31 protein-coding genes are annotated in these 26,370 nt (G+C 64.1%); 23 read left to right on the top strand and 8 right to left on the bottom strand.

Annotated features, from left to right (window positions below; all coding sequences use genetic code 11):
* Positions 1-83 precede the first annotated feature (83 nt).
* The 16 genes from ruvC to folD all read left to right on the top strand — a co-directional run bounded on the left by ruvC (position 84) and on the right by folD (position 15,615).
* Positions 84-572 carry a crossover junction endodeoxyribonuclease RuvC gene (gene ruvC / locus LCF60_RS11115; protein ID WP_292291849.1) on the top strand — a complete coding sequence of 163 codons (489 nt, stop codon included), beginning with the start codon at positions 84-86 and terminating at the stop codon, positions 570-572.
* The gene (gene ruvA / locus LCF60_RS11110; protein ID WP_292291817.1) at positions 569-1,237 is read left to right on the top strand and encodes a Holliday junction branch migration protein RuvA; all 669 of its coding nucleotides are present in this window, start codon (positions 569-571) and stop codon (positions 1,235-1,237) included. Before ruvC ends, ruvA begins: the two co-directional genes overlap by 4 nt.
* Positions 1,238-1,302: 65 nt before the next feature.
* Positions 1,303-2,331 carry a Holliday junction branch migration DNA helicase RuvB gene (ruvB, locus tag LCF60_RS11105; RefSeq protein WP_292291816.1) on the top strand — a complete coding sequence of 343 codons (1,029 nt, stop codon included), beginning with the start codon at positions 1,303-1,305 and terminating at the stop codon, positions 2,329-2,331.
* A gap of 93 nt (positions 2,332-2,424) precedes the next feature.
* Positions 2,425-3,063, top strand: a complete 639-nt coding sequence (locus tag LCF60_RS11100; protein ID WP_292291848.1) for a hypothetical protein — start codon at positions 2,425-2,427, stop codon at positions 3,061-3,063.
* Positions 3,063-3,452 (top strand): tol-pal system-associated acyl-CoA thioesterase, encoded by a 390-nt coding sequence (gene ybgC, locus LCF60_RS11095; RefSeq protein ID WP_292291814.1) that lies wholly within the window; start codon positions 3,063-3,065, stop codon positions 3,450-3,452. The genes LCF60_RS11100 and ybgC overlap by 1 nt, the downstream gene beginning before the upstream one ends.
* 116 nt (positions 3,453-3,568) lie before the next feature.
* Positions 3,569-4,264 carry a protein TolQ gene (gene tolQ, locus LCF60_RS11090; protein ID WP_292291813.1) on the top strand — a complete coding sequence of 232 codons (696 nt, stop codon included), beginning with the start codon at positions 3,569-3,571 and terminating at the stop codon, positions 4,262-4,264.
* A gap of 2 nt (positions 4,265-4,266) precedes the next feature.
* Positions 4,267-4,734 carry a protein TolR gene (tolR, locus tag LCF60_RS11085; protein WP_292291812.1) on the top strand — a complete coding sequence of 156 codons (468 nt, stop codon included), beginning with the start codon at positions 4,267-4,269 and terminating at the stop codon, positions 4,732-4,734.
* Positions 4,735-4,742: 8 nt separating this feature from the next.
* The gene (locus tag LCF60_RS11080) at positions 4,743-5,873 is read left to right on the top strand and encodes a cell envelope biogenesis protein TolA (protein ID WP_292291811.1); all 1,131 of its coding nucleotides are present in this window, start codon (positions 4,743-4,745) and stop codon (positions 5,871-5,873) included.
* Complete coding sequence (gene tolB / locus LCF60_RS11075; protein ID WP_292291810.1) at positions 5,870-7,195, top strand: Tol-Pal system beta propeller repeat protein TolB; 1,326 nt, start codon at positions 5,870-5,872, stop codon at positions 7,193-7,195. The genes LCF60_RS11080 and tolB overlap by 4 nt, the downstream gene beginning before the upstream one ends.
* Before the next feature lie 136 nt (positions 7,196-7,331).
* Positions 7,332-7,850, top strand: a complete 519-nt coding sequence (pal, locus tag LCF60_RS11070) for a peptidoglycan-associated lipoprotein Pal (RefSeq protein ID WP_292291809.1) — start codon at positions 7,332-7,334, stop codon at positions 7,848-7,850.
* 44 nt (positions 7,851-7,894) lie between these two features.
* Positions 7,895-8,680, top strand: coding sequence for a tetratricopeptide repeat protein (locus LCF60_RS11065; protein WP_363318405.1), 786 nt, complete (start codon positions 7,895-7,897; stop codon positions 8,678-8,680).
* Positions 8,677-10,026, top strand: a complete 1,350-nt coding sequence (gene tilS, locus LCF60_RS11060) for a tRNA lysidine(34) synthetase TilS (protein WP_292291806.1) — start codon at positions 8,677-8,679, stop codon at positions 10,024-10,026. Before LCF60_RS11065 ends, tilS begins: the two co-directional genes overlap by 4 nt.
* Before the next feature lie 78 nt (positions 10,027-10,104).
* Positions 10,105-12,024, top strand: coding sequence for an ATP-dependent zinc metalloprotease FtsH (ftsH, locus tag LCF60_RS11055; protein WP_292291805.1), 1,920 nt, complete (start codon positions 10,105-10,107; stop codon positions 12,022-12,024).
* A gap of 134 nt (positions 12,025-12,158) precedes the next feature.
* Positions 12,159-12,755 carry an MOSC domain-containing protein gene (locus tag LCF60_RS11050; RefSeq protein ID WP_292291803.1) on the top strand — a complete coding sequence of 199 codons (597 nt, stop codon included), beginning with the start codon at positions 12,159-12,161 and terminating at the stop codon, positions 12,753-12,755.
* Between the two features lie 149 nt (positions 12,756-12,904).
* Entirely contained in the window at positions 12,905-14,581 is a 1,677-nt protein-coding gene (locus tag LCF60_RS11045) for a formate--tetrahydrofolate ligase (protein WP_292291801.1), read from the top strand.
* A gap of 131 nt (positions 14,582-14,712) precedes the next feature.
* A complete protein-coding gene (gene folD / locus LCF60_RS11040) occupies positions 14,713-15,615 on the top strand; it encodes a bifunctional methylenetetrahydrofolate dehydrogenase/methenyltetrahydrofolate cyclohydrolase FolD (RefSeq protein WP_292291800.1) in 903 nt (300 codons plus the stop codon).
* A gap of 27 nt (positions 15,616-15,642) precedes the next feature.
* On the opposite strand, the gene speB is transcribed toward folD, so the two are convergent.
* The 4 genes from speB to LCF60_RS11020 are packed head-to-tail and all read right to left on the bottom strand — an operon-like array spanning position 15,643 to position 18,756.
* Positions 15,643-16,587: an agmatinase gene (gene speB, locus LCF60_RS11035; RefSeq protein WP_292291798.1), complete on the bottom strand. Its 945-nt coding sequence runs from the start codon at positions 16,585-16,587 to the stop codon at positions 15,643-15,645.
* An 11-nt stretch (positions 16,588-16,598) separates the two neighbouring features.
* Complete coding sequence (locus LCF60_RS11030; protein WP_292291797.1) at positions 16,599-17,012, bottom strand: PaaI family thioesterase; 414 nt, start codon at positions 17,010-17,012, stop codon at positions 16,599-16,601.
* Between the two features lie 26 nt (positions 17,013-17,038).
* The gene (gene pdeM, locus LCF60_RS11025; protein ID WP_292291795.1) at positions 17,039-17,719 is read right to left on the bottom strand and encodes a ligase-associated DNA damage response endonuclease PdeM; all 681 of its coding nucleotides are present in this window, start codon (positions 17,717-17,719) and stop codon (positions 17,039-17,041) included.
* A 50-nt stretch (positions 17,720-17,769) separates the two neighbouring features.
* Complete coding sequence (locus LCF60_RS11020; RefSeq protein ID WP_292291794.1) at positions 17,770-18,756, bottom strand: D-glycerate dehydrogenase; 987 nt, start codon at positions 18,754-18,756, stop codon at positions 17,770-17,772.
* A 118-nt stretch (positions 18,757-18,874) separates the two neighbouring features.
* Between LCF60_RS11020 and LCF60_RS11015 the strand changes: the two genes are divergently transcribed.
* Positions 18,875-19,396, top strand: coding sequence for an SH3 domain-containing protein (locus LCF60_RS11015; RefSeq protein ID WP_292291793.1), 522 nt, complete (start codon positions 18,875-18,877; stop codon positions 19,394-19,396).
* 40 nt (positions 19,397-19,436) lie between these two features.
* Here the strand turns inward: LCF60_RS11015 and LCF60_RS11010 are convergent, their stop codons facing one another.
* The 4 genes from LCF60_RS11010 to LCF60_RS10995 form a co-directional block, all read right to left on the bottom strand.
* A complete protein-coding gene (locus LCF60_RS11010; RefSeq protein WP_292291791.1) occupies positions 19,437-20,501 on the bottom strand; it encodes a Hint domain-containing protein in 1,065 nt (354 codons plus the stop codon).
* A 145-nt stretch (positions 20,502-20,646) separates the two neighbouring features.
* On the bottom strand, positions 20,647-21,708 hold the full coding sequence (locus tag LCF60_RS11005; RefSeq protein WP_292291789.1) for a YeeE/YedE family protein: 1,062 nt from the start codon (positions 21,706-21,708) through the stop codon (positions 20,647-20,649).
* 81 nt (positions 21,709-21,789) lie between these two features.
* Positions 21,790-22,125 carry a metalloregulator ArsR/SmtB family transcription factor gene (locus tag LCF60_RS11000; protein ID WP_292268987.1) on the bottom strand — a complete coding sequence of 112 codons (336 nt, stop codon included), beginning with the start codon at positions 22,123-22,125 and terminating at the stop codon, positions 21,790-21,792.
* Positions 22,126-22,134: 9 nt separating this feature from the next.
* Entirely contained in the window at positions 22,135-22,494 is a 360-nt protein-coding gene (locus tag LCF60_RS10995; RefSeq protein ID WP_292291788.1) for a thioredoxin fold domain-containing protein, read from the bottom strand.
* Between the two features lie 108 nt (positions 22,495-22,602).
* Here LCF60_RS10995 and LCF60_RS10990 point away from each other — a divergent pair, with 108 nt between their 5' ends.
* The 6 genes from LCF60_RS10990 (at position 22,603) to soxA (ending at position 26,287) form a co-directional block, all read left to right on the top strand.
* Entirely contained in the window at positions 22,603-23,340 is a 738-nt protein-coding gene (locus LCF60_RS10990; RefSeq protein ID WP_292291787.1) for a cytochrome c biogenesis CcdA family protein, read from the top strand.
* A gap of 43 nt (positions 23,341-23,383) precedes the next feature.
* Entirely contained in the window at positions 23,384-23,962 is a 579-nt protein-coding gene (locus tag LCF60_RS10985; RefSeq protein WP_292291785.1) for a thioredoxin family protein, read from the top strand.
* A 128-nt stretch (positions 23,963-24,090) separates the two neighbouring features.
* Complete coding sequence (gene soxX / locus LCF60_RS10980; protein WP_292291784.1) at positions 24,091-24,570, top strand: sulfur oxidation c-type cytochrome SoxX; 480 nt, start codon at positions 24,091-24,093, stop codon at positions 24,568-24,570.
* Positions 24,571-24,601: 31 nt separating this feature from the next.
* Positions 24,602-25,018, top strand: a complete 417-nt coding sequence (gene soxY / locus LCF60_RS10975) for a thiosulfate oxidation carrier protein SoxY (RefSeq protein ID WP_292291783.1) — start codon at positions 24,602-24,604, stop codon at positions 25,016-25,018.
* Positions 25,019-25,049: 31 nt separating this feature from the next.
* Positions 25,050-25,376, top strand: coding sequence for a thiosulfate oxidation carrier complex protein SoxZ (gene soxZ / locus LCF60_RS10970; RefSeq protein ID WP_292291781.1), 327 nt, complete (start codon positions 25,050-25,052; stop codon positions 25,374-25,376).
* A 59-nt stretch (positions 25,377-25,435) separates the two neighbouring features.
* On the top strand, positions 25,436-26,287 hold the full coding sequence (gene soxA / locus LCF60_RS10965) for a sulfur oxidation c-type cytochrome SoxA (protein ID WP_292291780.1): 852 nt from the start codon (positions 25,436-25,438) through the stop codon (positions 26,285-26,287).
* Positions 26,288-26,370 lie beyond the last annotated feature (83 nt).

Below are 26,370 nucleotides of genomic sequence, written 5' to 3'. Positions count from 1 at the left end.
TTTGGCGCGGTTGTTTTGAATGCTTGGTGTTTGTTCGCGTTTCGTGCTAGCCGTGCTTCAAAAGCAACAAGGGCATGAGCAGCATGCGTGTTTTGGGGATTGATCCTGGCCTGCGGTTCCTTGGATGGGGCGTGATCGAGGTCGATGGCAGCCGATTGCGCCATGTCGGGAACGGCGTCTGCCTGTCCGGCACCGGAGAGCTTGCAACGCGGCTCCTGGCGCTGCATCGCGGATTGACCGAGATTTGCGAACGGTTCCGGCCGGATACCGTGGCGATCGAGAAAACCTTCGTGAACAAGGACGCGGTCGGCACCTTGAAGCTTGGCCAGGCGCGGGGGGTGGCGTTGCTGGTCCCGGCGCAGTTCGGGCTCGATATCGGGGAATATGCCCCGAACTCGGTCAAGAAGACCGTTGTTGGGGTTGGGCATGCCGACAAGCGGCAGGTCGAGCACATGGTCAAGATGCAGTTGCCCGGCGCGCAGATCAACGGGTCGGATGCGGCGGATGCGTTGGCAATCGCGATCTGCCACGCGCATCACATGACCGGGCCGGGAATGAGGATGCGGGCATGATCGGACGGGTTGCGGGACGGGTGGAATACAAGGGCGACGATCACGTGCTCGTCGATGTGCGCGGCGTCGGCTATGTGGTCTATTGCTCGGACCGCGTTCTGTCGCAGATCGGCGCACCGGGCGAGGCGGTTGCGCTGTATACCGACCTGCTCGTGCGCGAGGATATCCTTCAGCTTTTCGGCTTTCCGACGCTGGTCGAGAAGGAGTGGCATCGCCTGCTCATGTCGGTCCAGGGCGTGGGCGCGAAAGCGTCCCTGGCGATCCTTGGCGCGCTTGGTCCGGACGGGGTCAGCCGCGCCATCGCGCTGGGCGACTGGAATTCGGTCAAGGCGGCGCGGGGGATCGGCCCCAAGACGGCGCAGCGGGTCGTCAATGAGCTCAAGGACAAGGCCCCCACCGTCATGGCGATGGGTGGGGCCGCGTCGGTGGCTGCGGTCGCATCGGAGGCGGATGCGGTTCTGGAAACGGTGGTTGCCGGGCCGGGTGCCCGCGCGCCTGCGCCCTCCGCGTCGGCGCAGGCCGAGGCGATGTCGGCGCTGGGAAATCTGGGCTATGCCCCAGGAGAGGCGGCCGGCGCCGTCGCGCAGGCTGCGGGTGACGCGCCGGAGGCGGGGACGTCCGAGTTGATCCGGGCAGCGCTGAAGCTGCTGGCGCCGAAGGGGTGACGCGATGACGATGCTCATTGGCCCTTGCGGGCCGCTTCGCTTGACGGCATCCGCGGGGAACGCCCATGTCGTCTGATCCGATTGTCCGACCCGATCCGCTGCCCGAGGACCGCGACCGCGCCCTGCGACCGCAGATGCTTGACGATTTCGTCGGGCAGGCCGAGGCGCGGGCAAATCTGCGGGTTTTCATCCAGTCGGCCCGGCAGCGCGGCGAGGCGATGGACCACACGTTGTTCCACGGTCCTCCGGGGCTGGGCAAGACGACGCTGGCGCAGATCATGGCGCGGGAACTGGGGGTCGGCTTTCGCATGACCTCGGGGCCGGTTCTGGCCAAGGCCGGCGACCTGGCGGCGATCCTGACCAATCTCGAAGCGCGGGACGTGCTGTTCATTGACGAGATTCACCGGCTGAACCCGGCGGTGGAAGAGGTGCTCTATCCGGCGCTCGAGGATTACGAGCTTGACCTCGTGATCGGCGAGGGGCCGGCGGCGCGGACCGTGCGGATCGAATTGCAGCCCTTCACGCTGGTGGGGGCGACGACGCGGCTGGGCCTGTTGACCACGCCCCTGCGGGATCGGTTCGGCATTCCGACGCGGTTGAATTTCTACACCGAGGACGAATTGCACACGATCGTGTCGCGCAACGCGGTCAAGCTGGGGGTTCAGGCGGCGTCGGAAGGCGCACGCGAGATCGCGCGGCGGTCGCGTGGCACACCGCGGATCGCCGGGCGGCTGTTGCGCCGGGTGGTGGATTTCGCCGTGGTCGAGGGCGACGGGATCGTCAGCAAGGCGCTTGCCGACGGCGCGCTGACGCGGCTCGGGGTCGATGGCCTTGGGCTGGATGGCGCCGACCGGCGCTACCTGCTGCTGATCGCCGAGAACTACCAGGGCGGGCCGGTCGGGATCGAGACCCTGTCGGCGGCGCTGTCGGAGAGCCGGGATGCGCTGGAAGAGGTGATCGAGCCGTATCTGTTGCAACAGGGGCTGATCCAGCGCACGCCGCGTGGCCGGATGCTGGCCCAGAAAGGCTGGAGCCATCTCGGGCTTGCCGCGCCGAGACCGCCGGGTCAGACGGATCTGTTCGGCCCTGTCTGACCTGCCGGCCCGAGTTGCCTGGCGGAGCGCGCTGTGCCACAGGTCGTACTTGCATATTTGGAAAGAGAAGAAGCAGGGGGGCCGGGCCTCATGATGGACGTGGACGAGGTTGCAGGGTTTTTCACCCGCTCTGACGGATCCTACCTCTTTGCGCGCTGGGGGCGGCCGATCGCGCCGATCGTGTTCGGCGTCGAGGATGCCACGCTGTCGGTGGTCAAGGGCGCGTTCGAGGCGGTCTGCATGATGGCGGGTCACCAGATGACCGAGACCGACCCGGAACTGGGCACCAATGTCATGGTGTTCTTTTTTCGGGAGTGGGCCGAGTTGCTGGAGGTGCGCGACCTCGACCGCCTGGTCGACGGGTTGGGGCCGCTGGTGGAAAAGCTGTCGGCAGCAGAGGCCAACCAGTACCGGGTGTTCCGGTTCGATGCCGCGGGGGCGATCAAGGCCTGTTTCATTTTCCTGCGCATGGATGACGTTTTGTCGAAGGTTCCGGCAGAGAGCCTTGCGTTGAGCCAGGTGGTGCAGTCGATCCTTCTGTGGTCCGATCTGGCCTTCACGGAGCAGTCGCCGCTGGGCCAGCTCGAGGATGGGCGTGTCGTGTTGCGGCCCGAGATCGGGGCGCTTGTGCGCGCGGCCTATGACCCTGTCCTGCCCGAGATGGCCGACGATCCGTCTCATGCGATGCGGCTTGCGGCGCGGATGAGTATCGCCCGGGGAGGGATGACCTGATGGTTCACGAGTTTCCCGTGCGGGTCTATTATGAAGACACCGATATGGGCGGGATCGTCTATTACGCCAATTACCTGCGCTACATCGAACGGGCGCGATCCGATTGGGTGCGGTCGCTTGGCGTGGATCAGAACGCGATGCGCGAAGAGGACGGGGTCGTCTTTGTCGTGCGCCGGGTGGAGGCGGACTACGTCAAACCCGCGAAATTCGACGATGACCTGCTGGTCCGCACGGTTGTCAAGGCGGTCACCGGGGTGCGTCTGATCATGACCCAGGAGGTCAGGCGCGGCGAGGACCTTCTGTTTCAGGCCGAGGTCACCGTGGTGTGCCTGGGCGAGGCGGGCGCGCCTGCGCGCCTGCCGGCGAATATCCGCCACCGGATTCACTGACATGACGGAATACATGCGTTCTGACGCCATTGTGTTGGTGTTTCCCCTGCAATTGCGATATTGACGTTGGTAACGAGCGCCCGAGAAATGGGGCCAATTGGCTGAAGAGCAGGCAGATGGAAGCAGAGACACTTGCGCTGGCGCAGGAGATTGACTTCTCCATGTGGGGATTGTTCGCGCGCGCCACGTTGACGGTAAAGATCGTGATGTTGTTGCTCATCATCGCGTCCTTCTGGGCGTGGGCGATCATTTTCGAGAAGCTGATGGCCTATCGCAAGGCACGGTCCGAGGCGGCCGAATTCGACCGCGCGTTCTGGTCGGGAGAACCGCTGGACGAGCTTTTCGACCAGATCGGAGCCGAGCCGGACGGGCGCGCCAAGAAGGTTTTTGCCGCCGGCATGACGGAATGGCGGCGGTCGCATCGCGACGATGGCGGGTTGATCGCCGGGGCGCATGCGCGGATCGACCGGTCGATGGATGTGGCGATCCAGAAGGAAGCCGAGGATTTGCAGAAGAACCTGGCGGTCCTTGCCACGGTCGGGTCGGTGGCGCCTTTCGTGGGCCTGTTCGGCACGGTCTGGGGCATCATGCACGCCTTCGTCGAGATCGCGCAGCAGCAGAACACGTCGCTGGTTGTCGTCGCGCCGGGCATTGCCGAGGCGCTTCTGGCCACGGGGCTTGGCCTGTTGGCGGCTATCCCGGCTGTTGTGTTCTACAACAAGCTGTCGGCGGACAGTGACCGGATCCTCGCGGGCTACGAATCCTTTGCCGACGAGTTCTCGACCATCCTCAGCCGCCAGCTGGACAGCTGAGCATGGCGGGTGGCGTGATCAAATCCGGCGGTGGCGGGCGCAGGCGGCGCAAGGGCCGCGCCATGCCGATGTCGGAAATCAACGTCACGCCCTTTGTCGACGTGATGATGGTGCTTTTGATCATCTTCATGGTGGCGGCGCCGTTGCTGACGGTCGGTGTGCCGGTCGAGTTGCCCAAGACCGCGGCTTCGGCCTTGCCGTCGGAAACCGAAGAGCCGTTGACGGTGACGATTTCCGCGGGTGGCGCGGTGTCGATCCAGAATACCGAGGTGGCGCGCGAAGAGCTTGTCGGGCGCCTCCGGGCGATTGCCGCGGAACGGTCGGATGACCGGGTGTTCCTGAGGGCCGACGGTGCGGTGACCTATGACGTTGTCGCGCAGGTCATGGGCGCGCTCAATGCGGGCGGGTTCAGTTCGATCGGATTGGTGACGGACACCGGTGGCCCGGCCTTCGACGGGTCGGATGGCTGAGGCGCAGGGTGCATACGGGCCATTATATCTCGGGCGGCGCGCATGGTCTCCTGATTGTCTGGGCGCTGTTCGGCGGCATGTTCCGCAGCGATCCTCCGCAGTTGGAGATCGCTGACGTGTCGGTGATCTCGGAGGCGGAATTCGCGGCGATGATGCGGCCGCAGGTGGCTCCGCCCCCGGTCGAGGAACCCGAGGCGCTGCCGCAGCCGGAGATCGAGGACGCCGCACCCGAGCCACCGGTTCCCGAGACGCAGCCGGAACCGCGGCCCGAGCCCGCCGAACCGGAAGCCGCAGCCCCCGATCCGGTGCCGGACCCGGTTTTGCCGACCCCGGAGCCGGAGATCTCGGACGTGGCGCCGCAACCGCCAGCCCCCGAGCCCGTGCCGGATGTGGAGGCGCCGGATATCGCGTTGCGCCCCATTCCGCGCCCCGCTCCGCGTGTTGCCCCCGAGGCCGTACCGGAACCGGAGCCCGACGCCGAGGTAGCTCCGGAGGTTCAGGAGACCGTCGAGCGGTCCGAAACCCCGGATGTGACCGATGCCGAGGAGCAACAGGCCACGTCACCGGAAGCCGCGACGACGGAGATCGTGACGGAGGCCGAAGACCCCGCCCGCGCCCCGACCGCGTCGATGCGCCCGCAGGTCAGGCCGAACCGGCCCGCGCCTGAGGCAACGGCGGCCGCTCCGGAAGCCGCGACACCCGCGCCGGAAGAGCCTGCGCCGCAAGCGCCCGCGCCGACGGAGGATGCGACGGCATCGGCCATCGCGGGGGCGCTGGAGGAGGCCTTGTCGGGGTCGCCGTCCGGCACGGTGGATGGCCCACCCCTGACGGAGGCCGAAACCGACGGTTTCCGCATCGCCGTCCAGGATTGCTGGGTGGTCGATGTCGGGTCGCAGGCGGCGAACGTGACGGTGACGGTCGGCTTCGACATGGACCGGTCCGGCCAGGTGGTCGGGGCGTCCTTGCGCATGCTATCCTCGGAAGGTGGCACCGGATCGGCGGCGGAAACCGCCTTCCAGGCGGCGCGTCGTGCCATCCTGCGGTGTCAGGGCGATGGATATAATCTGCCGCCAGAGAAGTTTGACCAGTGGAAACGCGTCGAGATGACGTTCAACCCAGAGAGTATGAGGATCCGATGAAACAGTTCTTGGCGTCATTTCTGGCTGTCATGGTCCTGGCTTTGAGCGCGCCCATGACGGCGTTGGCGCAGAGCGGGCCGCTCAGGATCGAGATCACCGAAGGGGTGGTCGAACCCTTGCCCTACGCGGTGCCCAATTTCGTCGCCGAAAGCGCGGGTGCGCAGGAATTGGCGCAGCAGATCGCCCGTGTCGTGGCCGAGGATCTGACCGGAACCGGCCTGTTTCGCGAAGTGCCGCGCGAGGCGCATATCAGCCAGATCACCAGTTTCGGCAGCCCGGTGCAGTTCGCCGACTGGAAGGCGATCAACGCACAGGCCCTGATCACCGGCGCGGTGAGCCAGGAAGGCGGTCGCGTGGTGGTCAAGTTCCGCGTCTGGGATGTGTTCGCGGGCACCGAACTGGGGCAGGGCATGCAATTCGCCGGCACGCCCGAGGGCTGGCGCCGGATGGCGCACAAGGTGGCCGACCAGGTCTACAGCCGGATCACCGGAGAGAGCGGCTATTTCGACAGCCGCGTCGTCTTCGTGTCGGAAAGCGGCCCCAAAGACCAACGCTCCAAGCGCCTGGCGGTGATGGATTACGACGGGGCCAACCTGCAATACCTGACCGGCGGCAACGCGCTTGTGCTGGCGCCGCGCTTTTCCGATGACGGGCAGCGGGTGCTCTATACAAGCTACGAGACCGGGTTGCCGCGTGTCCACGTGCTCGAGGTCGGGACGGTGCAGAGCCGCATCCTTCAGGGGCAGGACGGCGTGATGAGTTTCGCGCCGCGCTTTGCGCCGAACGGCCAGACGGTGGTCTATTCGCTGACCCAGGGGTCCAACACCGACATCTGGGCGATGGACATCGCCGGTGGCGGCACGCGCCAGCTGACCAGCGCGCCGTCGATCGAAACCGCGCCCAGCTATTCGCCCGATGGCAGCCAGATCGTCTTTGAAAGCGACCGGTCGGGCACGCAGCAGCTTTACGTCATGTCCGCCAATGGTGGCGAAGCGCGGCGCATCAGTTTTGGCCAAGGACGGTATTCCACGCCCGTCTGGTCGCCGCGCGGCGACATGATCGCCTTTACCAAGCAGAATGCGGGCCGGTTCCATATCGGCGTGATGCGCACCGACGGATCCGAGGAGCGTCTGCTGACCGCGTCTTTCCTCGACGAGGGCCCGACCTGGGCACCGAACGGCCGGGTGATCATGTTCGCCCGCGAAACGCAGGGCGCGCAGGGATCGTCCTCGCTTTACACGGTCGACATCTCGGGGCGGAACCTCAAGCGGGTGCGGACACCCGAGGGCGCCTCGGATCCAAGCTGGGGGCCCTTGCAGTGATCTGCGCAGGTTCACCAGGAATGGATGCGGGCTTGCAGAATTTTCGTGCGACGGGTCTGAAGGCCCGCAGACGGCTAGGCGCAGCGGCAATGCTGTGGTAATTTCGGCGTAACACTATAAGAGAGCAGGACTTCTCATGCGACTTTCCGCGAAAATCACGATTCTGGTGGCCGGTCTGGCCCTGTCGGCCTGTACCAACGCCAATCGTTTCGACAATGGAGCGGTCGATCTGAACGCCGCCACCGGGCAGGCCGGAGGGATCGTTCCCGGCAGTGCCAGCGACCCAAGCTCGCCCGCCTATTTCCAGCAGACCGTGGGCGACCGCGTCCTGTTTGCCGTCGACCAGTCCACGCTTGGGCCGCAAGCGCAAGCGACGCTGGACGGACAGGTTCAGTGGTTGCGCACCAACGTGGATTACAACGCCGTGATCGAAGGCCATGCCGACGAACAGGGCACGCGGGCCTACAACCTCGCGCTTGGCGCGCGCCGGGCGAATGCGGTGATGGAATATCTCGTGTCGCAGGGCATCCCGTCCAACCGGTTGCGCTTTGTCAGCTACGGCAAGGAACGGCCGATTGAAATCTGCTCCGAAGAGGCGTGTTATGCCAAGAACCGGCGGGCCGTGACGATCATTTCCGCCGGACTGACAAGCTGACGGAGTTGGGAATGCGCCTGGGGGCTGTCTTACTGAGTTGTATCGTGGCCTTTGCGCCCCTCGGGGTGCAGGCGCAGGAAACGCTGGCCGATATCCGGCAGGATCTGTCGGTGCTGTTCGTCGAGATCCAGAAACTCAAGCGCGAGCTGAGCACCACCGGCGCCAGTTCGCTGGGCCTGCCCTCGGGTGCGCTGGACCGGGTCAACGCCATCGAAAGCGAACTGCAACGCCTGACCGCCAGTACCGAAGAGCTCGAGTTCCGGGTCGAGCAGGTGGCCGAGGACGGCGCCCGGCGGATCGGCGATCTTGAATTCCGGTTGTGCGAACTGGAAGACGGCTGCGATATCGGCGCGCTTGGCGACAGTTCGACGCTGGGCGGTGAAAATGCCGCTGCACCGACGCCACGCCCGCAACCGGCACCGCAGAGCAGCGGCACGGAATTGGCCGTGGGCGAGGAAACGGACTTTCGGCGAGCCGGGGAGGCGCTCGCCCAGGGTGACTTTCAATCCGCCGCGGACCAGTTTGCGGCCTTCCGCCAGACCTATCCGGGAGGACCGCTAGAGGCCCAGGCGCTGGTCGCCGAGGGCCGTTCGCTGGAAGGTCTCGGGAATCTGCGCGATGCGGCGCGGCGCTATCTCGATGCCTATGCGGGCTATCCGAATGACGCGGCAGGCCCGGAAGCGCTGTGGCGTTTGGGGGCGGCTTTGGGTGATCTGGGTAACGTCGCCGAAGCCTGCGTCACGCTCAGCGAAGTCGCCGGGCGCTATCCCGGCAGCAGCGAAGCGATCGCGCAGGCCGAGGAAGCACGCGCAAGGTTCGATTGCCCGTGACCGACACGCCGCTTGCGCAGCGGTTTGCCGACGCGATGGGGCAGCTTCTTGGCCCCGACTTTCCCTCCGACATCGGGCTTGCGGTCTCGGGCGGCGGCGACAGCATGGCGATGCTGTATCTCGCGCATAACTGGACGCGGGACTATGGCCTGCGTCTTTGGGTGGCGACCGTCGATCACGGCTTGCGCAGCGAAAGCGCGTCCGAGGCCGCTCTGGTGGCCGAGGAATGCGCCGCCCTCGGCTGGCCGCATGCCATCTTGCGCTGGCACTGGGACGGACGCGGCAACGTGCAGGATGCGGCGCGGCGGGCGCGGCTCGGGCTGATCGACCAGTGGCGGGGCAACCTGAAGCACGTGCTTTTCGCGCATACCATGGACGATCAGGCGGAAACGGTCTTGATGCGCCTTGCGCGCGGGTCGGGCGTGGACGGCCTGTCGGCGATGCGCGCCCGTCGGTTCGTCGTGCCGCATGCGGTTCAGGTGCCCTCGGTGCCGGAATCCGCGCTCACAGGTGTCGTGCCGCCACGTGAGGCCTGCATTCCGGGCTTCGAGGTGCTGCGCCCTTGTCTTGATCTGAGCCGCTCGGATCTGCGTCATTACCTTCGCGTGCTCAAGGGCAGGTGGGTCGAGGACCCGACCAACGAGGATCGCGGCTATGATCGCGTGCGCATGCGTCATTTGTTAACACTTCTGGGCGAAGAAGGGATCACGGCAGAGGGTCTGGCCGACACGGCGCGGCGGCTCGGGCGGGCGCGGGACGGGTTGCAGGCGCGGCTGGCGGACGTCGTGCGACGGATTTGTTCAGACGCGCCTCTGGGCCAGGTGCGGATCGACCGGGATGGATTCGCGGCGCTGGACGCGGAAATGCAGCTTCGTCTGCTGACATCGGCGCTGCGCTACGTGGCGTCGTCGGAATACCGGCCGCGCGCCATGTCGAGCGAGGGATTGCTGGCGCAGCTTCTGTCCGGCGGCGGCGGCACCCTGCGCGGCGCAGAGGTGCTGGTGGAAAAGGCGCATCTGCGGGTCGTGCGCGAACATGCCGCGGTGAAGACCGCACAAAGCCCGCCCGGCGTTCTGTGGGACGGGCAATGGATCCTTGCGGGCATGGACGGATCGCTGCCCGAAGACGCGCAGGTCCGGGCGCTTGGCGATGCCGGATGGCAGCAGATCGCCCCGAGGTCCGAAATGGCCGTGCCACATCGGGCGGCGTTGAGCCTGCCGGCGCTATGGGTCCGTGAAACCCTTGTGGCCTGTCCCGGGCTTGCGTTCGGGGCGGAGATGAGGGCTGACAGATACGTGCTTGGGCGGCTGGACACCGGTTTTGAGGCATTTTGTCTTTCGCATTGAACACGGCCCATGCATGTCTATGTTATAGGCCAAGAGACACGGGGCTTCCCGCCCCTGTCAGATTCAGGAGAATTTTCCTTGGGCAACGCACGAAATATCGCCTTTTGGGTCGTTCTGTTCCTTCTGATCCTTGCGCTTTTCAACATCTTCTCGGGCGGCGGCAACACGCTGCAAAGCCGCGAAATCAGCTATTCGGATTTCGTCTCGGCGGTTGAAGACAATACGGTCAGTTCGGTCACCCTCGACGGGGAACAGATCCGTTTCCGAAGCACCGATGGACAGGACTACGTCGCCATCAAGCCAGAAGACGCCACAGTGACCGATCTTCTGGTCGACAACGATGTGCCGATCCGGGCCGAACAGCAGCAGCAATCGGGCTTCCAGTCCTTCCTGCTCAGCCTGCTTCCCTTCCTTCTTTTGATCGGTGTGTGGATCTACTTCATGAACCGCATGCAGGGCGGGGGCCGTGGCGGCGCGATGGGGTTTGGCAAATCCAAGGCCAAGCTGCTGACCGAAAAGCATGGTCGCGTCACCTTCGATGACGTGGCGGGCATCGACGAGGCCAAGGAAGAGCTTGAAGAGATCGTCGAATTCCTGCGCAATCCGCAGCGGTTCTCGCGGTTGGGTGGCAAGATTCCCAAGGGCGCGCTTCTGGTGGGGCCTCCGGGCACCGGCAAGACCTTGCTGGCGCGCGCGATTGCCGGTGAAGCGGGTGTTCCGTTCTTCACGATTTCCGGGTCGGATTTCGTTGAAATGTTCGTCGGCGTCGGCGCAAGCCGTGTCCGCGACATGTTCGAACAGGCCAAGAAAAACGCGCCATGTATCGTCTTCATCGACGAAATCGACGCCGTGGGCCGGGCCCGTGGTGCCGGGTATGGCGGCGGCAATGATGAACGCGAACAGACATTGAACCAGCTGCTGGTCGAAATGGACGGGTTCGAGGCGAATGAAGGCGTGATCATCGTCGCCGCGACCAACCGTCGTGACGTGCTCGACCCTGCTCTGCTGCGCCCCGGCCGTTTCGACCGCCAGGTCACGGTTCCCAATCCCGACATCAAGGGCCGCGAGAAGATCCTTGGCGTGCATGCCCGCAAGACGCCGCTGGGTCCGGACGTCGATCTGCGCATCATTGCGCGCGGCACACCCGGTTTCTCGGGGGCCGATCTGGCAAACCTTGTCAACGAGGCCGCGCTGATGGCCGCGCGCGTCGGGCGGCGCTTCGTGACGATGGAGGATTTCGAGAACGCGAAAGACAAGGTCATGATGGGGGCCGAACGGCGCTCCATGGTGCTCACGCCCGAGCAGAAGGAAAAGACCGCCTATCACGAGGCCGGACATGCCATCGTCGGCCTGTCGCTGCCGCAATGTGATCCGGTCTACAAGGCAACGATCATCCCGCGCGGTGGTGCGCTGGGTATGGTGGTGTCGCTGCCCGAAATCGACCGCCTGAACTGGCACAAATCCGAATGTGAGGAAAAGCTGGCCATGACCATGGCGGGCAAGGCCGCCGAGATCATCAAGTATGGTGCGGACAACGTGTCCAACGGTCCGGCTGGCGACATCCAGCAAGCCTCGGCGCTGGCGCGTGCGATGGTGCTGCAATGGGGCATGTCGGACAAGGTGGGCAATATCGACTACCGCGAAGCGGCCGAGGGCTATAGCGGCAACACCGCCGGGTTCTCGGTGTCGGCCAACACCAAGGAGATGATCGAGCAGGAGGTGAAACGGTTGATCCAGGACGCCTATGACCGCGCCTTTCAGATCCTGACCGACAAGCAAGAGGAATGGGAACGCCTGGCGCAGGGCCTGCTGGAATACGAAACCCTGACCGGCGACGAGATCAAGCGTGTGATCCGCGGCGACCCGCCGCAATCGGGCGACGACGATCCGTCCGGCGAACTGCCCGACAAGCCCAGCCTCACCGCGATCCCCAAGACCAAGCCGAAATCCAAGCCGCAATCCGACGAGGGCGGACTGGAGCCGGAACCGACGGCCTGAGCGGGTCGGAAGACAACACCAACCCCGGCATCCCAAGGGTGCCGGGGTTTTTCTTTGCGCGTGAGGCACGTTCCGGGTTGTTCCTGCGGGATGGCTGGGGTTTCTTGCGGACCAGCAACACGGAGAGGGCAAGGATGCCAGCGTTGAAAGCCTCGGATTTCGCCGCACAGGTGCGCTGGATCGGGCGCGTTCCGGTGGAAGGGGATGCCATCCTCTCGGCATCGGCGGATCATCTCGACCTGGGATTCGACGGCCCCATCGGCGAACGCCATTCCGGTCGCACCCGGCCCTCTTGCAGCCGCGTGACGGCGCAGCATCCCCGGGGCACCGAGATCGCCAATGTGCGTCAACTGTCGGTGGTCTCTGCCGAAGAGCTGTCGATGATCGCGTCCGAAATCGCGCTGGACGAGATCGACCCGACCTGGCTTGGTGCGTCGCTTGTGATCGAAGGCATTCCGGAGTTCACGCTGGTCCCGCCCTCGTCGCGGTTGCAGGGCCCCGACGGGGTGACCCTGATCATCGACATGGAGAACCGGCCCTGCCACTTGCCCGCGCGGGAGATCGAAGCGGTGCATCCCGGGCGCGGCAAGGCGTTCAAGGCGGCAGCCCAAAACCGGCGTGGCGTGACGGCCTGGGTCGAACGTCCGGGCCGCCTTGCGCTGGGCGACTCACTGCGCCTGCACGTCCCCGATCAGCCGGTCTGGCGGCACCTCGACAAGGCACGCGCATAACGCCGAACACGCGCAGGTTTCCGATTGGCGTCATCCCCGCGCCAATCCCGCCGCGGATCAGCTTGGAAGTGTCGGTTTCCATGCGCCTTTACGGTGGTGCACGAAGGTATGCCTCGGGCAAATGAAGATGCGAACAGGGGAGCCCGTTCATGGCCTACAAGACAGACATCGAGATAGCGCGGGAGGCGCGCAAGCGCCCCATTCTGGAGATCGGGGAGAAAATCGGGATCGGGTCTGACGACCTGCTGCCTTATGGCCATGACAAGGCGAAGGTGAGCCAGTCGTTCATCGACTCGGTGCAGGATCGCGCCGATGGCAAGCTGATCCTGGTGACGGCGATCAACCCGACGCCTGCGGGCGAGGGCAAGACCACGACGACGGTGGGTCTGGGCGACGGTCTGAACCATATCGGCAAGAAGGCGATGGTCTGCATCCGCGAAGCGTCGCTCGGGCCGAATTTCGGCATGAAGGGCGGGGCGGCCGGGGGGGGCTATGCGCAGGTTGTGCCGATGGAGGACATGAACCTGCATTTCACCGGTGATTTCCACGCCATCACCAGTGCGCACAGCCTGCTGTCGGCGATGCTCGACAACCACATCTACTGGGGCAACGAGCAGGATATCGACATCCGCCGCGTCGTCTGGCGCCGGGTGGTCGACATGAACGACCGGGCGCTGCGCCAGATCACCTGTTCGCTGGGCGGCGTCGCCAACGGCTTTCCGCGCGAGGCGGGTTTCGACATCACCGTGGCCTCGGAGGTCATGGCGATCCTGTGCCTGGCGAACGATCTCAAGGACCTCGAAAAGCGCCTGGGCGACATGATCGTGGCCTACCGCCGCGACCGCAGCCCGGTCTTCTGCCGCGACATCAAGGCCGCGGGCGCGATGACGGTGCTGCTGAAGGACGCGATGCAGCCGAACCTCGTGCAGACGCTGGAAAACAACCCGGCCTTCGTGCATGGCGGCCCGTTCGCCAATATCGCGCATGGCTGCAACTCGGTGATCGCGACGACGACCGCGTTGAAGCTGGCGGATTACGTGGTGACCGAAGCCGGGTTCGGGGCCGACCTGGGCGCCGAGAAATTCATGAACATCAAGTGCCGCAAGGCGGGCATTGCCCCGTCGGTCGTGGTCTGCGTCGCCACGGTGCGGGCGATGAAGATGAACGGCGGCGTCGCCAAGGCCGATCTGGGGCCCGAGAATGTCGACGCGGTCAGGAAGGGCTGCCCGAACCTTGGCCGTCACATCGAGAACCTCAAATCCTTCGGCGTGCCGGTGGTGGTCGCGATCAACCACTTCGTCACCGACACCGACGCCGAGGTCGAGGCGATCAAGGCCTATGTGAAAGAGCATGGTGCCGAAGCGGTGCTGTCGCGGCATTGGGAACTGGGGTCCGAAGGCTCTGCCGACCTGGCGCGCAAGGTCGCCGAGGTGGCGGATGCGGGCCAGGCGAACTTTGCGCCGATCTACCCCGACGAGATGTCGCTGGCCGACAAGATCCAGACCATCGCCAAGCGCATCTACCGCGCCGACGAGGCGCTGATGGATCAGAAGATCCGCGACCAGCTCAAGCTCTGGGAAGACCAGGGGTACGGCCATCTGCCGGTCTGCATGGCCAAGACGCAGTATTCCTTCTCGACCGACCCGAACCTGCGTGGCGCGCCGACCGGCCATTCGGTGCCGGTGCGCGACGTGCGCCTGTCGGCCGGGGCCGGGTTTGTCGTCGTGGTCTGCGGTGAGATCATGACCATGCCGGGCCTGCCGCGCGTGCCGTCGGCCGAGACCATCCACCTGAACGACGCGGGCCAGATCGAAGGACTGTTTTGAGCGGGTGGCGGGGGGGCTCGGGCTGTGCCCGTCGGCCCCTCCCGCCATCCCGCGGACTGCATCCGACCACCGCCTGCGCGCGGCGGGCATCGGTTGCAAGGGCATATTTGGAAAGAGAAGAAGGACGGATCATGGGCGCTCGGATCATCGACGGAAAGGCCTTTGCGGCAGAGCTGCGCGGGCAGGTGGCAGACCATGTGGCGCGGCTCGGGGCCGAGCACGGGATCATTCCCGGCCTGGCGGTGGTGCTGGTCGGGGAAGACCCGGCCTCCCAGGTCTATGTGCGCTCCAAGGGCAGGATGACCGTCGAGGTGGGGATGAATTCCTACGAGCACAGGCTCGAGCCGGACACGTCAGAGGCGGATCTGCTGGCCTTGATCGCCAGGTTGAATGCCGACCCGAAAGTGCATGGCATCCTGGTGCAGCTGCCCTTGCCGGGGCATCTGGACGAGGATCTGGTGATCAACGCGATCGACCCGGCCAAGGATGTGGACGGGTTTCATGTCTCGAATGTGGGGCTGCTGGGCACCGGGCAGAAGAGCATGGTGCCCTGCACGCCGCTGGGCTGCCTGATGATGTTGCGGGCCCATCATGGCAGCCTGTCTGGCATGGAAGCGGTTGTGATCGGGCGGTCGAACATCGTGGGCAAGCCGATGGCGCAGCTCTTGCTGGGTGACAGCTGTACCGTGACCATCGCCCATTCGCGGACCAGGGACTTGCCGGACGTCGTGCGCCGCGCCGATATCGTCGTGGCGGCTGTCGGGCGTCCCGAGATGGTGCCCGGCGACTGGATCAAGCCGGGCGCGACGGTGATCGACGTGGGCATCAACCGGATCGACGCGCCTGAAAACGGCGCGGGCAAGACCCGGCTGGTGGGCGATTGCCACTACGACAGCTGTGCCGAAATCGCCGGCGCCATCACACCCGTGCCCGGCGGCGTCGGGCCGATGACCATCGCCTGCCTGCTCGCCAACACCGTGACCGCCTGTTGCCGGGCAAACAACGTCCCCGAACCGGAAGGGCTCACCGCCTGACGGAGCGCCGGGCTGGTGCCCGGCGTCCTATCTCCGGGCTTTCGGCAAGGCGCAGAGCATTTCGAACAAGAGGTTCGACGCGATCAGGGCGGTGGATCCCGTGGTGTCGAACGGCGGAGAGACCTCGACCAGATCACCGCCCACAAGGTTCAGCCCGGCACAGCCGCGGACGATTTCCAGAGCTTGCCATGTGCTGAGGCCCCCCATTTCGACGGTGCCTGTGCCGGGGGCAAAAGCCGGATCAAGACTGTCGATGTCATAGCTGAGATAGACCGGCGCATCGCCGATTTTCGCGCGAATCTCGGTCATCAGCGGGGCAAGGGACCTGTACCAGCATTGTTCCGCGGGGATCACGGTCCAGCCCTGATCCCGCGCCCAGTTCCAGTCGTCCGGCGAATAGCCCGATCCGCGGAGCCCGATCTGCCAGACCTTGTGGTTGATCAGGCAGCCTTCCTCCCAGGCGCGGCGGAAGGGGGTTCCGTGAGCTTCTTTCTCGCCGAACATCTCGTCGCTTGTGTCGGCATGGGCATCGACGTGGATCAGCGCGACCGGACCGTGCCGTTCCCTGATGGCGCGCAGGATGGGCCATGTCAGCGTGTGATCGCCGCCGAGGGTCAGGGGAATCGTGCCGTGGGCCAGGATGTCGCGATAGTGATCGGCAATAATACCGATGGTTTTCTTCAAATCGAAGGTATTCACCGCGACATCGCCGATATCGGCCACTTGCATGGAATCGAACGGAGCAGCGCCCGTGGCCATGTTGTAGGGGCGGATCATGCGGCTTTCTTCGCGAATCTGGCGCGGGCCGAGCCGCGTGCCGGGACGGTTTGACGCGCCGTGATCCATCGGAATGCCGATGAAACAGGCGTCCAGCCCTTCGGCCGTGGCCTGCGTGGGCAGGCGCATCATGGTATTGGGACCGGAAAAGCGCGGGGAGTTATTCCCGCCGAGCGGCTGATTGTACGTCGGCATTTACGCTTCCTTCACAGGTCGACCGGCATCATCGTTCCCATGAGGCAGGCAATGTGGCGCTCGACACCGTCGGTTTGGGCATAGACGTCAGAGGAGACGACGATCAGACGGCGTCCGGGTTTGATAACGCGGCCGCGCGCGATCAGCCGGTCGCCCTTCGCGGGGGCCAGCAGGTTGATCTTGATCTCGGCGGTGACGATCTCCTGCGTTACGGGGATCAGGGTCAGGGCGGCGTAGCCTGCGGCGCTGTCGCCGATGGAAAAGGTGAGGCCGGCATGGCCGAAGCCTTGCTGCTGCATCGCGCCCGGCAGGATCGGCGCGGCGATTGTCGCGGAGCCTTCGCCGGTTTCGACCAGCCGCGCACCCAGCGTGGCCATCATGGACTGGCGGTCAAAGCTGGCCTGGATGCGCGGATCTGTGGTCATGCCGAAGTCTGAGCATGACGCGCGGGTCAAGACAAGGGGGCCAATCCCGGCATCGGGATCTTGCAGGGCCGTGTTCCGGTCAGGATCGCCTGTGCGCGGGGCGACATCAGGCCTGTCAGCGCAGGGTCATGGCTGTGCAGTCCGCCGGTGAAGGCGCCATAGGCGGGAAGGATCAGGCGCGTGTCATCGAAGAGGAAACACGGTCGGGTCAGCGTGCGACCCCGCAGCGACAGGGTTGCCTTGGGGTGGTAATGGCCGGTGACCTCGCCCGGAGTCGGGGTGGCATCGGCGCTATGCTGGAAATGGAGCGGACCAACCGTCAGCCTGCGTTTGTGGGTGCCGCCCAGTTGAACCGGTCCGGGGTCGTGATTGCCTTCGATCCAGACCCAGTCAAGACCGGCCTGCAGGGTCGTCAGGCTTAGCAGGTCGGATTCGGGAAGCGTCTCGAGGAGGTTCGGGGCGTCAAAACTGTCGCCAAGGCAGATCACGCGTTTCGCGCAGGTTGTCTGCAGATCGGTTGCCAGCCGGGTGAGGGTCTCGGTTGTCTCGTATGGGGGGAGCTGGGCGCCGCCGAACCGCGCGGCGCGCGCCGATTTCCCCAAGTGCAGATCCGAGACGACAAGCAGGGTTTGGGCGGGCCAGTAAAGTCCACCGCTCGGCAGGGCCTGCAGGGTTTCGGACCGGAAGAAAAACTCAAGTTCGTTCATGATTTGTTCATGGCTCAGCCCGACGCTGAAGGCAAGGGCTTGCACAGGGGTCAGAGCATTGCTGGCACCACCTGGTCGGGCGGGCGGTGTCCGTCGGCAAAGGTCTTGACGTTGATGATGACTTTCTCGCCCATCTCGAGGCGGCCTTCGCGGGTGGCCGATCCCATATGGGGAAGCATCACGACGTTGGACATGTTGCGCAATTCGGGATTGCCGCGATGACCGTGTTCGTAGACGTCAAGCCCGGCACCGGCCAGTTCGCCTGCCTTGAGCATGCGCGTGAGGGCGTTCTCGTCGATCACCTCGCCGCGCGACGTGTTCACGATCACCGCGCTTGGTTTCAGCAGGGCCAGGCGACGCGCGTTCAAGAGGTGGAACGTGGAAGGGGTGTGCGGACAGTTGACCGATATCACGTCCATGCGCGCGACCATCTGGTCGAGGCTTTCCCAGTAGGTCGCTTCCAGCTCCGCTTCGATCTCGGGGCGCAGGCGGCGGCGGTTGTGATAGTGGATCTGCATGCCGAAGGCGCGCGCCCGTCGCGCGACGGCCTGACCGATCCGGCCCATGCCGAGGATGCCAAGGCGGCGCCCGCCAAGCCGGCCGCCGAGGAACGCGGTCGGGGCCCAGCCGGCCCAATCGCCGCTTTGCATCACGTTCAGGCCTTCCTGGATGCGGCGTGTCACACCCAGCATCAGGGCCAGCACCATGTCGGCGGTGTCTTCTGTGACGACGCCCGGTGTGTTCGAAACGAGAATCCCCCGGCTGCGCGCGGTGTCGACATCAATGTGATCGACACCCGCGCCGAAATTGGCGATAAGCCGAAGCTGGTCTCCGGCCTGTCCGATCAATCCGGCGTCGATCCGGTCGGTGAGCGTGGGCACCAGTACATCCGCCTGCTTGACGGCGGCGGTCAGTTCGGCCTGTGTCATCGGCGTGTCGGTGTCCCTGAGCTGGACATCGAACAGCTCTTTCAGGCGGGTTTCGACAGCATCGGGCAAGCGTCGCGTGACGACAACACTCAGACGTTTTGATGACATGCTTTCGCTCCCACTACTTCCCCGGCGTGTCAGGTTTTGGCAGAGTGTCGCAAAGGCGCGGCGGGCACAAGAACCTGTCGGCAAAAACAAAAAAACCAAGCAAATCGAGGCACATTACATGAGCTGGCTTTCGTTCCGGGCGCTGTCAGGCAAATTGGTGTCCGCCGTTCTTGTTGCAGCCGTCCTTCAGGCGACTCCGGGAGCGGCCGCCGAACGCGGCTCGGTCACGAATCTGCCGCTTCCCCGCTTCGTGTCGATGAAGGCCGCCGAGGGGAACGTGCGGCGCGGGCCATCCCTGTCGCACCGGATCGACTGGGTCTACAAGCGCCGCAACATGCCCTTGCAGATCACCGCGGAGCACGGGCATTGGCGGCGGGTTCAGGATCGCGATGGCGCGGGCGGCTGGGTGCATTATGCATTGCTCTCGGGCGTGCGCACGGCGCTCGTCGAGGTGGACATGCTGAACCTGCATGCGCGGCCCGATCCCTCGACGCAGGTCGTGGCGCAACTGTCGCTGGGGGTCATCGCCGAGGTCCGGCAGTGCCAGGCCGAATGGTGCGAATTGTCGGCCGGGGGCTACAAGGGGTGGGCGCGCAAGGGCGGCTACTGGGGTGTGCAGCCGCAGGACGTGTTCGAGTAGGCCCGCACGGCGGCGCTCTGCGCCCCGCCGGTGGTGTCCGTCAGGCGGCTTCGTGCAGTAGGATGACGGCCTCTGATGACGACAGGTTGCGTCTTGCATAGCTGCCATAGCCCTGCGGGTTGACGTCAACCTGTGGCAGCCGCCTGGACAGTCGGGCCCGGTCCGACGCATCGAGCGTCGACAGGGCGGCATTTGCCGGATGGAAGCTTTCGGATTCCACGCCGTTCGCAAACAGGATTTCGTGCTGCGGCAGCAGCAGATGCACATAGGTGATTTCACGCACGGTGAGATCGACCGAGACATGTACGTTGTCGATCAGGTCGCGTGCGGTGATCAGCACTTCCGGCGTGTTGAACAGATCCATGGCCACCCGGCCCTTGATGAGCATCCGGTGCTCGGGCGAGACAAGTAGGTCTTCGTCGGGCTCGTCCAGGCCGAACACGCCGGCCCGTATCCGGATCGGGCGGAGTTTGGGCATCGCGAAAAGCCGCGCGCCGCTCATCCGGCGTTGGCCCATCCACTGGATCGGCTGACTGCCGTTGTCCTTGGTCTGGACAAGGTCGCCCTCGCGCAGATCCTCGATGCATCTGGTTCCGTCCGCAGTGAGAATCCGCGTGCCCGGGGTAAAGCAGATCACCGCTCCCTGGTGTTCGGCGGTGGTCTGCGGGACCGCGTTGGCCAAGGATGTGTGCACCACCCAGAGGTCGCGGTCACGGGGCGGAACGGCGTTCAGGAACATCAGCAGCGGCGGTTTGCCGGTGCCGGAATCGACAAGCGTGACGGTGTAGGTCGTTTCGCCATCCGTCACGACAAATGTCTTGTCGGCCAAGGGATGGTCGGTGGTGTTCGCGCTTGCGCCAGTCGTCTGTTCGATGGCCGCGCCGACCAGGCGCCGTACCATACGCGCCGCACGTTTGCGTCGCTCTGCCTCGCCTTCCGCCTCGTCCAGTCGCAACAGATCGTTCGGACCGTCCACACGAACGGCTTCGCCGGTCCAGCTCCATGCCACGCCGACCGTCAGGAAATCGACCGGGGCCGCCTGGAGCGTGTCGATGCTTGTCTGCGACCAGGAGATGACGAACGTGCCTTTGAAAGCCGTTCCCATGATCCTGTGTGCCTGCTCTTGTTGTTTTGCCTGAAGGTAGCGAAGTAACGTCCCGTTTGCAGGCGAAACTTTGCCGTAGGGGCAGCCACGGCACAAAAAGCTTTGACGGCGTGATTCTTTGGCAACGGATGGTGCCGCTTCGACGCTATTCGGCCGGGTTGAACCCGACGATCAGCTGGCGCAATCCGAAGGATGCCCCGGCAAAGATCGCGAGGAAGGTGACGGGCGCGCTGAAGGCCAGCATCGAGAAGGCGCTGATGCCTTGTCCCACGGTGCAGCCCAGAGCGACCACTGCGCCTGCGCCCATCAGCGCGGCACCGAAGATCTGGCGGCGCAGTTCGCGCGGGTCTTCGCAGGCCTCCCAGCGGAAATGGCCCTTGATCAATGATCCGATGAAGGCGCCGAACCAGACCCCGGCGACGGAGCCGACCGCAAAGCTGATCGGTTGTGCAGACCCGATCATCCACCACAGGATGCTTTCGCCCAGCGGTGCCGCAAAGCTGTGAGAGACCACCGGCAGGGCCTCGAAGCCGGTGTCGGCGACCCATGATGTTCCGGCCCAGCCGCTGACGATTGCGATGCCGACGACACCGGCCCAGATGGCGGATTTGGGACTGTCGAGAAAGGCGCGCGAACTGGCGGACAGGGCGAGGATGGCGAGGCCGATGCTCATGCCGATGGCGGTGACGGGCAGGCCCGACCAATGGGCGGCTGCATGTGCGATGCCCGGTGCAATGTCACCCGGCAGAACCGCGGCCTGGGGAAAAAGCATATTGCGCAGCGGCGCCAGAGGACCGCTCAGGACGACATAGGTCGAGACGCCCATCACGAGGACGATGACAAAGCTGCGCAGGTCGCCGCCCCCCAGGCGGGCCACCGCTCCGAAGCCGCAATTCCCGGCAAGGGCCATGCCGTACCCGAACATCAGCCCGCCGATGACCGAGGCCCAGGGCAGCCAGGCGATGGACAGGTAATAGGTGGTGCCGCCATCGATAACGCCAGCGGCCATGAGGCCAAAGCTGCCGAGGACCGCGATGCCGATGGCGATGCCCCACATGCGCAGCCGCGTGTCGGACCCGCCATAAAGCAGGTCTTCGATCGCGCCGAGGGTGCAAAACCGACCCAATCGGGCAGCCAACCCCAAGAGGATGCCGCCGAACAGACCTACGGCGGCCACAAGAATGTGTTCCGGAACGCTCTCCAGCATCGTGCTGTCCTCCCAAGACAGGCTCCCGCATCAAGTATGCGGACATTGCGATGTGAGAGCAAGAAGAGAGTGGCGCCGCGGTCAGTCGTCCTTGCAGAACAGGTCGTAGACACATTCGAGCATCTTGCGCGGCTTGTCATCGGCCAGACGGTAATAGATCGTCTTGCCGTCGCGGCGCGGAATGACCAGGCCTTCAAGCCGCAGGCGCGACAATTGCTGAGACACCGCAGCCTGACGCGCGGCCAGCAGCTCTTCGAGTTCGGTCACGGATTTTTCGCCGGTGACCAGGTGGCAGAGAATCATCAGCCGTCCCTCGTGGCTGATCGCCTTGAGAAAGTTCGACGCCGTTGTCGCCTTGTCTACGATCCGGTCAAGTTCGTCTTCGTTCAGGTCGGGGCTGAGTTGTGGAAGTGCCATGCCGTGCCTCTATTTCCCGATCGCGTCGGAAGCAGCCCCGGGGGCGAACTCCGTATTCTCTGTCAGCATCTGCGTCAGCAGCGGCCAGAAGAAGTCTTCGCCGGGATACCCTTCGATGCGTGCCTGTTCCTGACCGTTTTCTATCAGGACAAAGGTCGGTGTGAAAACCACGCGCCGCGTGTACGTGACCCCGTCGGGCGGGCCTTCACGCAAATCTGCCCGGACAAGAGGCGCAAACTTTCCTTCGGCGGTCTTGGGATAGGCGGGCGCGATTTCCGCGTTCCATCTTTCGCAATAGACGCAGCCATGCTGTTCCACGATCACCAGCGACGGCTCTGCGGAGCCGGCGACAGCCGAAAGGGCGGTCATGAAGAGGGCCAGAGCCAAAGGTTTCAGAGGACGCATCTTTCACCGATTGACGACTTCGTGACAAAACACATAATCTGAATATGTGAATAATTCAAGGAATCTCCGCCGATGTTCGACATTTCTTTCGCCGGTGCGGCCCTTGCGGGGATCCTGAGCTTCTTTACGCCCTGCATCCTGCCAATGGTGCCGTTTTACCTGTGTTACATGGCCGGAATTTCAATGAACGAACTCAAGGGAGAGGCCGACGTGCCGCGCGGGATCGCGTGGAACCTGGTGTTGTCGGCCTGCCTGTTCGCGCTTGGCGTGACCACGATCTTCGTCTTGCTCGGCATGGGGGCAACAGTTGTCGGACAGGCGTTTGCCGATTACCGTGACCCCTTGCGGTATGTGGCGGCGGCGGTTCTGGCGGCGTTCGGCCTGCACTTTCTCGGGGTGGTGCGCATCCCGATTCTCTATCGCGAGGCGCGCGTCGAGGCGAAATCCGAACCGACGACATGGATCGGGGCCTACATCATGGGGCTTGCCTTCGGCTTTGGCTGGACGCCCTGCGTCGGGCCTGCGCTGGCGTCGATCCTGATGATTGCCGGCGGCATGGGCGACATCTTTCAGGGTGGAGCGCTGCTTCTGGTCTACGGCCTGGGCATGACCCTGCCATTCGTCATCGCGGCATTGTTCTCGGGGCCGTTCCTGCGCTGGACCGCGCGGAACCGCGGGCTTCTCGGTCATGCGGAAAAGGTCATGGGCGGCATGCTGATGGTGTTTGCGCTGCTGATCGTCACCGATAGTGTGAACTTGATCGCGGATGCGATGCTGCGCTGGTTTCCGAATTGGTCATCGCTTGGATGACGACACCCTTTGATGACGACACCCTTTAGGAGGAGGATGGACGATGAGACATGTACTTGGTGGCGCGCTGGCGCTTCTGATGGCACTTCCGGTCGCGGCAGCGGAACTGGGAGATGACGGTCTGCACAAGCAGCCGTGGATGCGGGACACGTTCAAGGATCTGCGCGAAGACCTGGGCGAGGCCAATGCCGAAGGCAAACGCCTGGTTCTGTTTTTCGAACAGCGCGGCTGCATCTATTGCTCCAAGATGCACGAAGAGGTGTTCTCGGACCCCGAGGTCAGTGCGTATATCGCCGAGAACTATTTCGTGGTTCAGTTGAACCTGCATGGCGACATCGAAGTCACCGATTTCGACGGCCAGGTCCTGTCGGAAAAAGACATGGCGCGAAAGTGGCGCGTGATGTTCACGCCGAGCGTCGTTTTCCTGCCCGAAGAGGTGCCCGAGGGGCAGAATGCGCTGGAAGCGTCGGTTGCGGTCATGCCGGGGGCGTTCGCCAAGGGAACGTCTCTGGACATGTTCACATGGGTTGAGGAAAAGCGTTATCTTCTTGATGACGGGGAAGATTTTCAGCGCTATCACGCGCGGATGATCCAGGAACGGAACGACGGAAACACCGACTAGGCGTGCGACATTCATACTCAATTATTCACTTCTGTGAATTTGTTGTTGCATGAATCAAGCTCAGTGGCCTACGGTATACAGAGCCATATGTCAGCCCGGTCAACGTACCGGGCGGTAAGGGAGGGACAATGAAGCTAACAGGTATATCTGCCGCAATCGTGCTTTGCGCGACCGCAGCCATCGCCAACCCGGTCACCCCGGGTGAGGTGCAATTCGACGAATACGGCGCGATTCCGGCCTCGCTTTCGGGTGCCGAAGGGGACGCCGCCAATGGCGCCAAGCTCATGGTCAACCGGGGCAAGGGCAATTGCGTTGCCTGCCACGCGGTGACCGCGCTGAATGACGCGCCGTTCCATGGCGAGGTCGGCCCGACTCTGGACGGCATCGCCGAATACCGCACGGCCGAAGAGCTGCGCGGCATCATCGCCAATGCCAAGATGACCTTCGAAGGCACGGTGATGCCGGCCTTTTACAAGACAAGCGGATTCATCCGGCCCGGCGACGGCTACACCGGCAAGGGTGCAAAGGAAGAAGACCTGACGCCCATTCTCACGGCGCAGGAAATTGAAGATGTGGTGGCGTTTCTGATGACGCTGAAAGACAGCTGAACCGCCCCGTCACTGAGTTAGGAGACACGATATGGATTTCACGAGACGCGAAACCCTGGCACTGGGTGGGGCAGCTGCGCTGACCTTCGTACTGCCGTTCCGCGCCAATGCTGCGGTTGACGATGTGATCGGCGAATTCACCGGTGGAGCGGCGATTGCCGACGCCGGTGTCGAACTGACCGCACCGGAGATCGCGGAAAACGGCAACACCGTTCCGATCGAAGTGTCCGCACCGGGCGCATCCGCCATCATGGTGCTGGCAGCCGGCAACCCGACGCCCGGCGTCGCGACCTTCAACTTTGGCCCGCTCGCGGCATCCCAGTCCGCAAGCACCCGCATCCGTCTTGCCGGCACGCAGGACGTGATCGCGATTGCCAAGCTGGCGGACGGCAGCTTTGCACGCAGCGCCAAGACCGTGAAGGTCACCATCGGCGGCTGCGGCGGCTAACGGTCAACATTCAGATTTCAGGAGAAACAACATGGCATCCGGTGTAAAACCCCGCGTCAAGGTTCCAGGGTCCGCTTCGGCAGGCGAAGGAATCGTCATCAAGACGCTCATCAGCCACCCGATGGAATCGGGCCAGCGCAAGGACAGCGACGGCAACCCGATTCCGCGGTCGATCATCAACCGCTTCACATGCGACTTCAACGGCCAGAACGTTGTCGACGTGAAGATGGAGCCGGCGATCTCGACCAACCCGTATTTCGAATTCGAGGCCACGGTGCCCGAAGCCGGTGAGTTCAAGTTCACCTGGTACGACGATGACGGGTCCGTCTACGAAGACGCAAAAGCAATCACGGTCTGAGCAAAAAGCTCCTCCCTGTCCCGGTTCACGGGGCAGGGGTGATTTTGGGAGGGAACAGAATGAAATACAAGGCAATGACCGCGTTAGCCGCGCTGGCCATCTCGGCCCCGGTGCTTTTCGCTGGTGGTGCGGATGACGACACGCTTGCGATTGACGGTCAGGAAATGATCACCAAGACCGCAGCACCCGCGCATATGGAAGGCACCGGAGTCGACCCGATCATGTCGGGCTGGCACTTCCGCGAGGATGACACGCAGTCCATGCAGGCCGACACCTTCGACAATCCGGGCATGATCTTTGTGGATCAGGCGATGGATGCATGGAACACCGTCGAAGGCAGCGCCGACAAATCCTGCGCATCCTGCCACGAAGGTCCCGAGTCGATGGAAGGTGTTCGCGCCGTCTATCCCAAGTGGAACGAAGAGGCCGGCGAAGTCCGCACTCTGGCCATGCAGATCAACGACTGCCGCACCAACCAGATGGGCGCTGAGGCGTATAAGTACGACAGTGCACCAATGGCTGCGATGGAAGCGCTGATCTCGGTGCAGTCACGTGGCATGCCGGTGAATGTCGCCATCGACGGCCCGGTCGCGGAAACGTGGGAGCAGGGCAAAGAGCTTTATTACACCCGCACGGGTCAGCTTGAACTGTCCTGCGCGAATTGCCACGAAGACAATTACGGCAATTACATCCGCGCCGACCACCTGAGCCAGGGCCAGATCAACGGCTTCCCGACATACCGTCTGAAGAACGCCAAGCTGAACACTGTTCACGGTCGTTTCAAGGGCTGCGTTCGTGACACACGCGCTGAAACCTACGCGCCGGGTTCGCCCGAGTTCGTGGCGCTCGAGCTTTATGTGGCATCGCGCGGCAATGGCCTTTCGGTCGAAGGCCCGTCGGTCCGCAACTAAACCAATCAACCCCGCGCTTTCATTGGCGTGGGGTTTTTGACTAACAACTCATTCACACATGCGAATGTGTGACCGGAAATCCA

The sequence above is a fragment of the Marivita sp. genome, from assembly GCF_020055635.1.
Lineage (GTDB): Bacteria > Pseudomonadota > Alphaproteobacteria > Rhodobacterales > Rhodobacteraceae > Marivita.
This window is presented reverse-complemented; position numbering and strand designations above follow the sequence as displayed.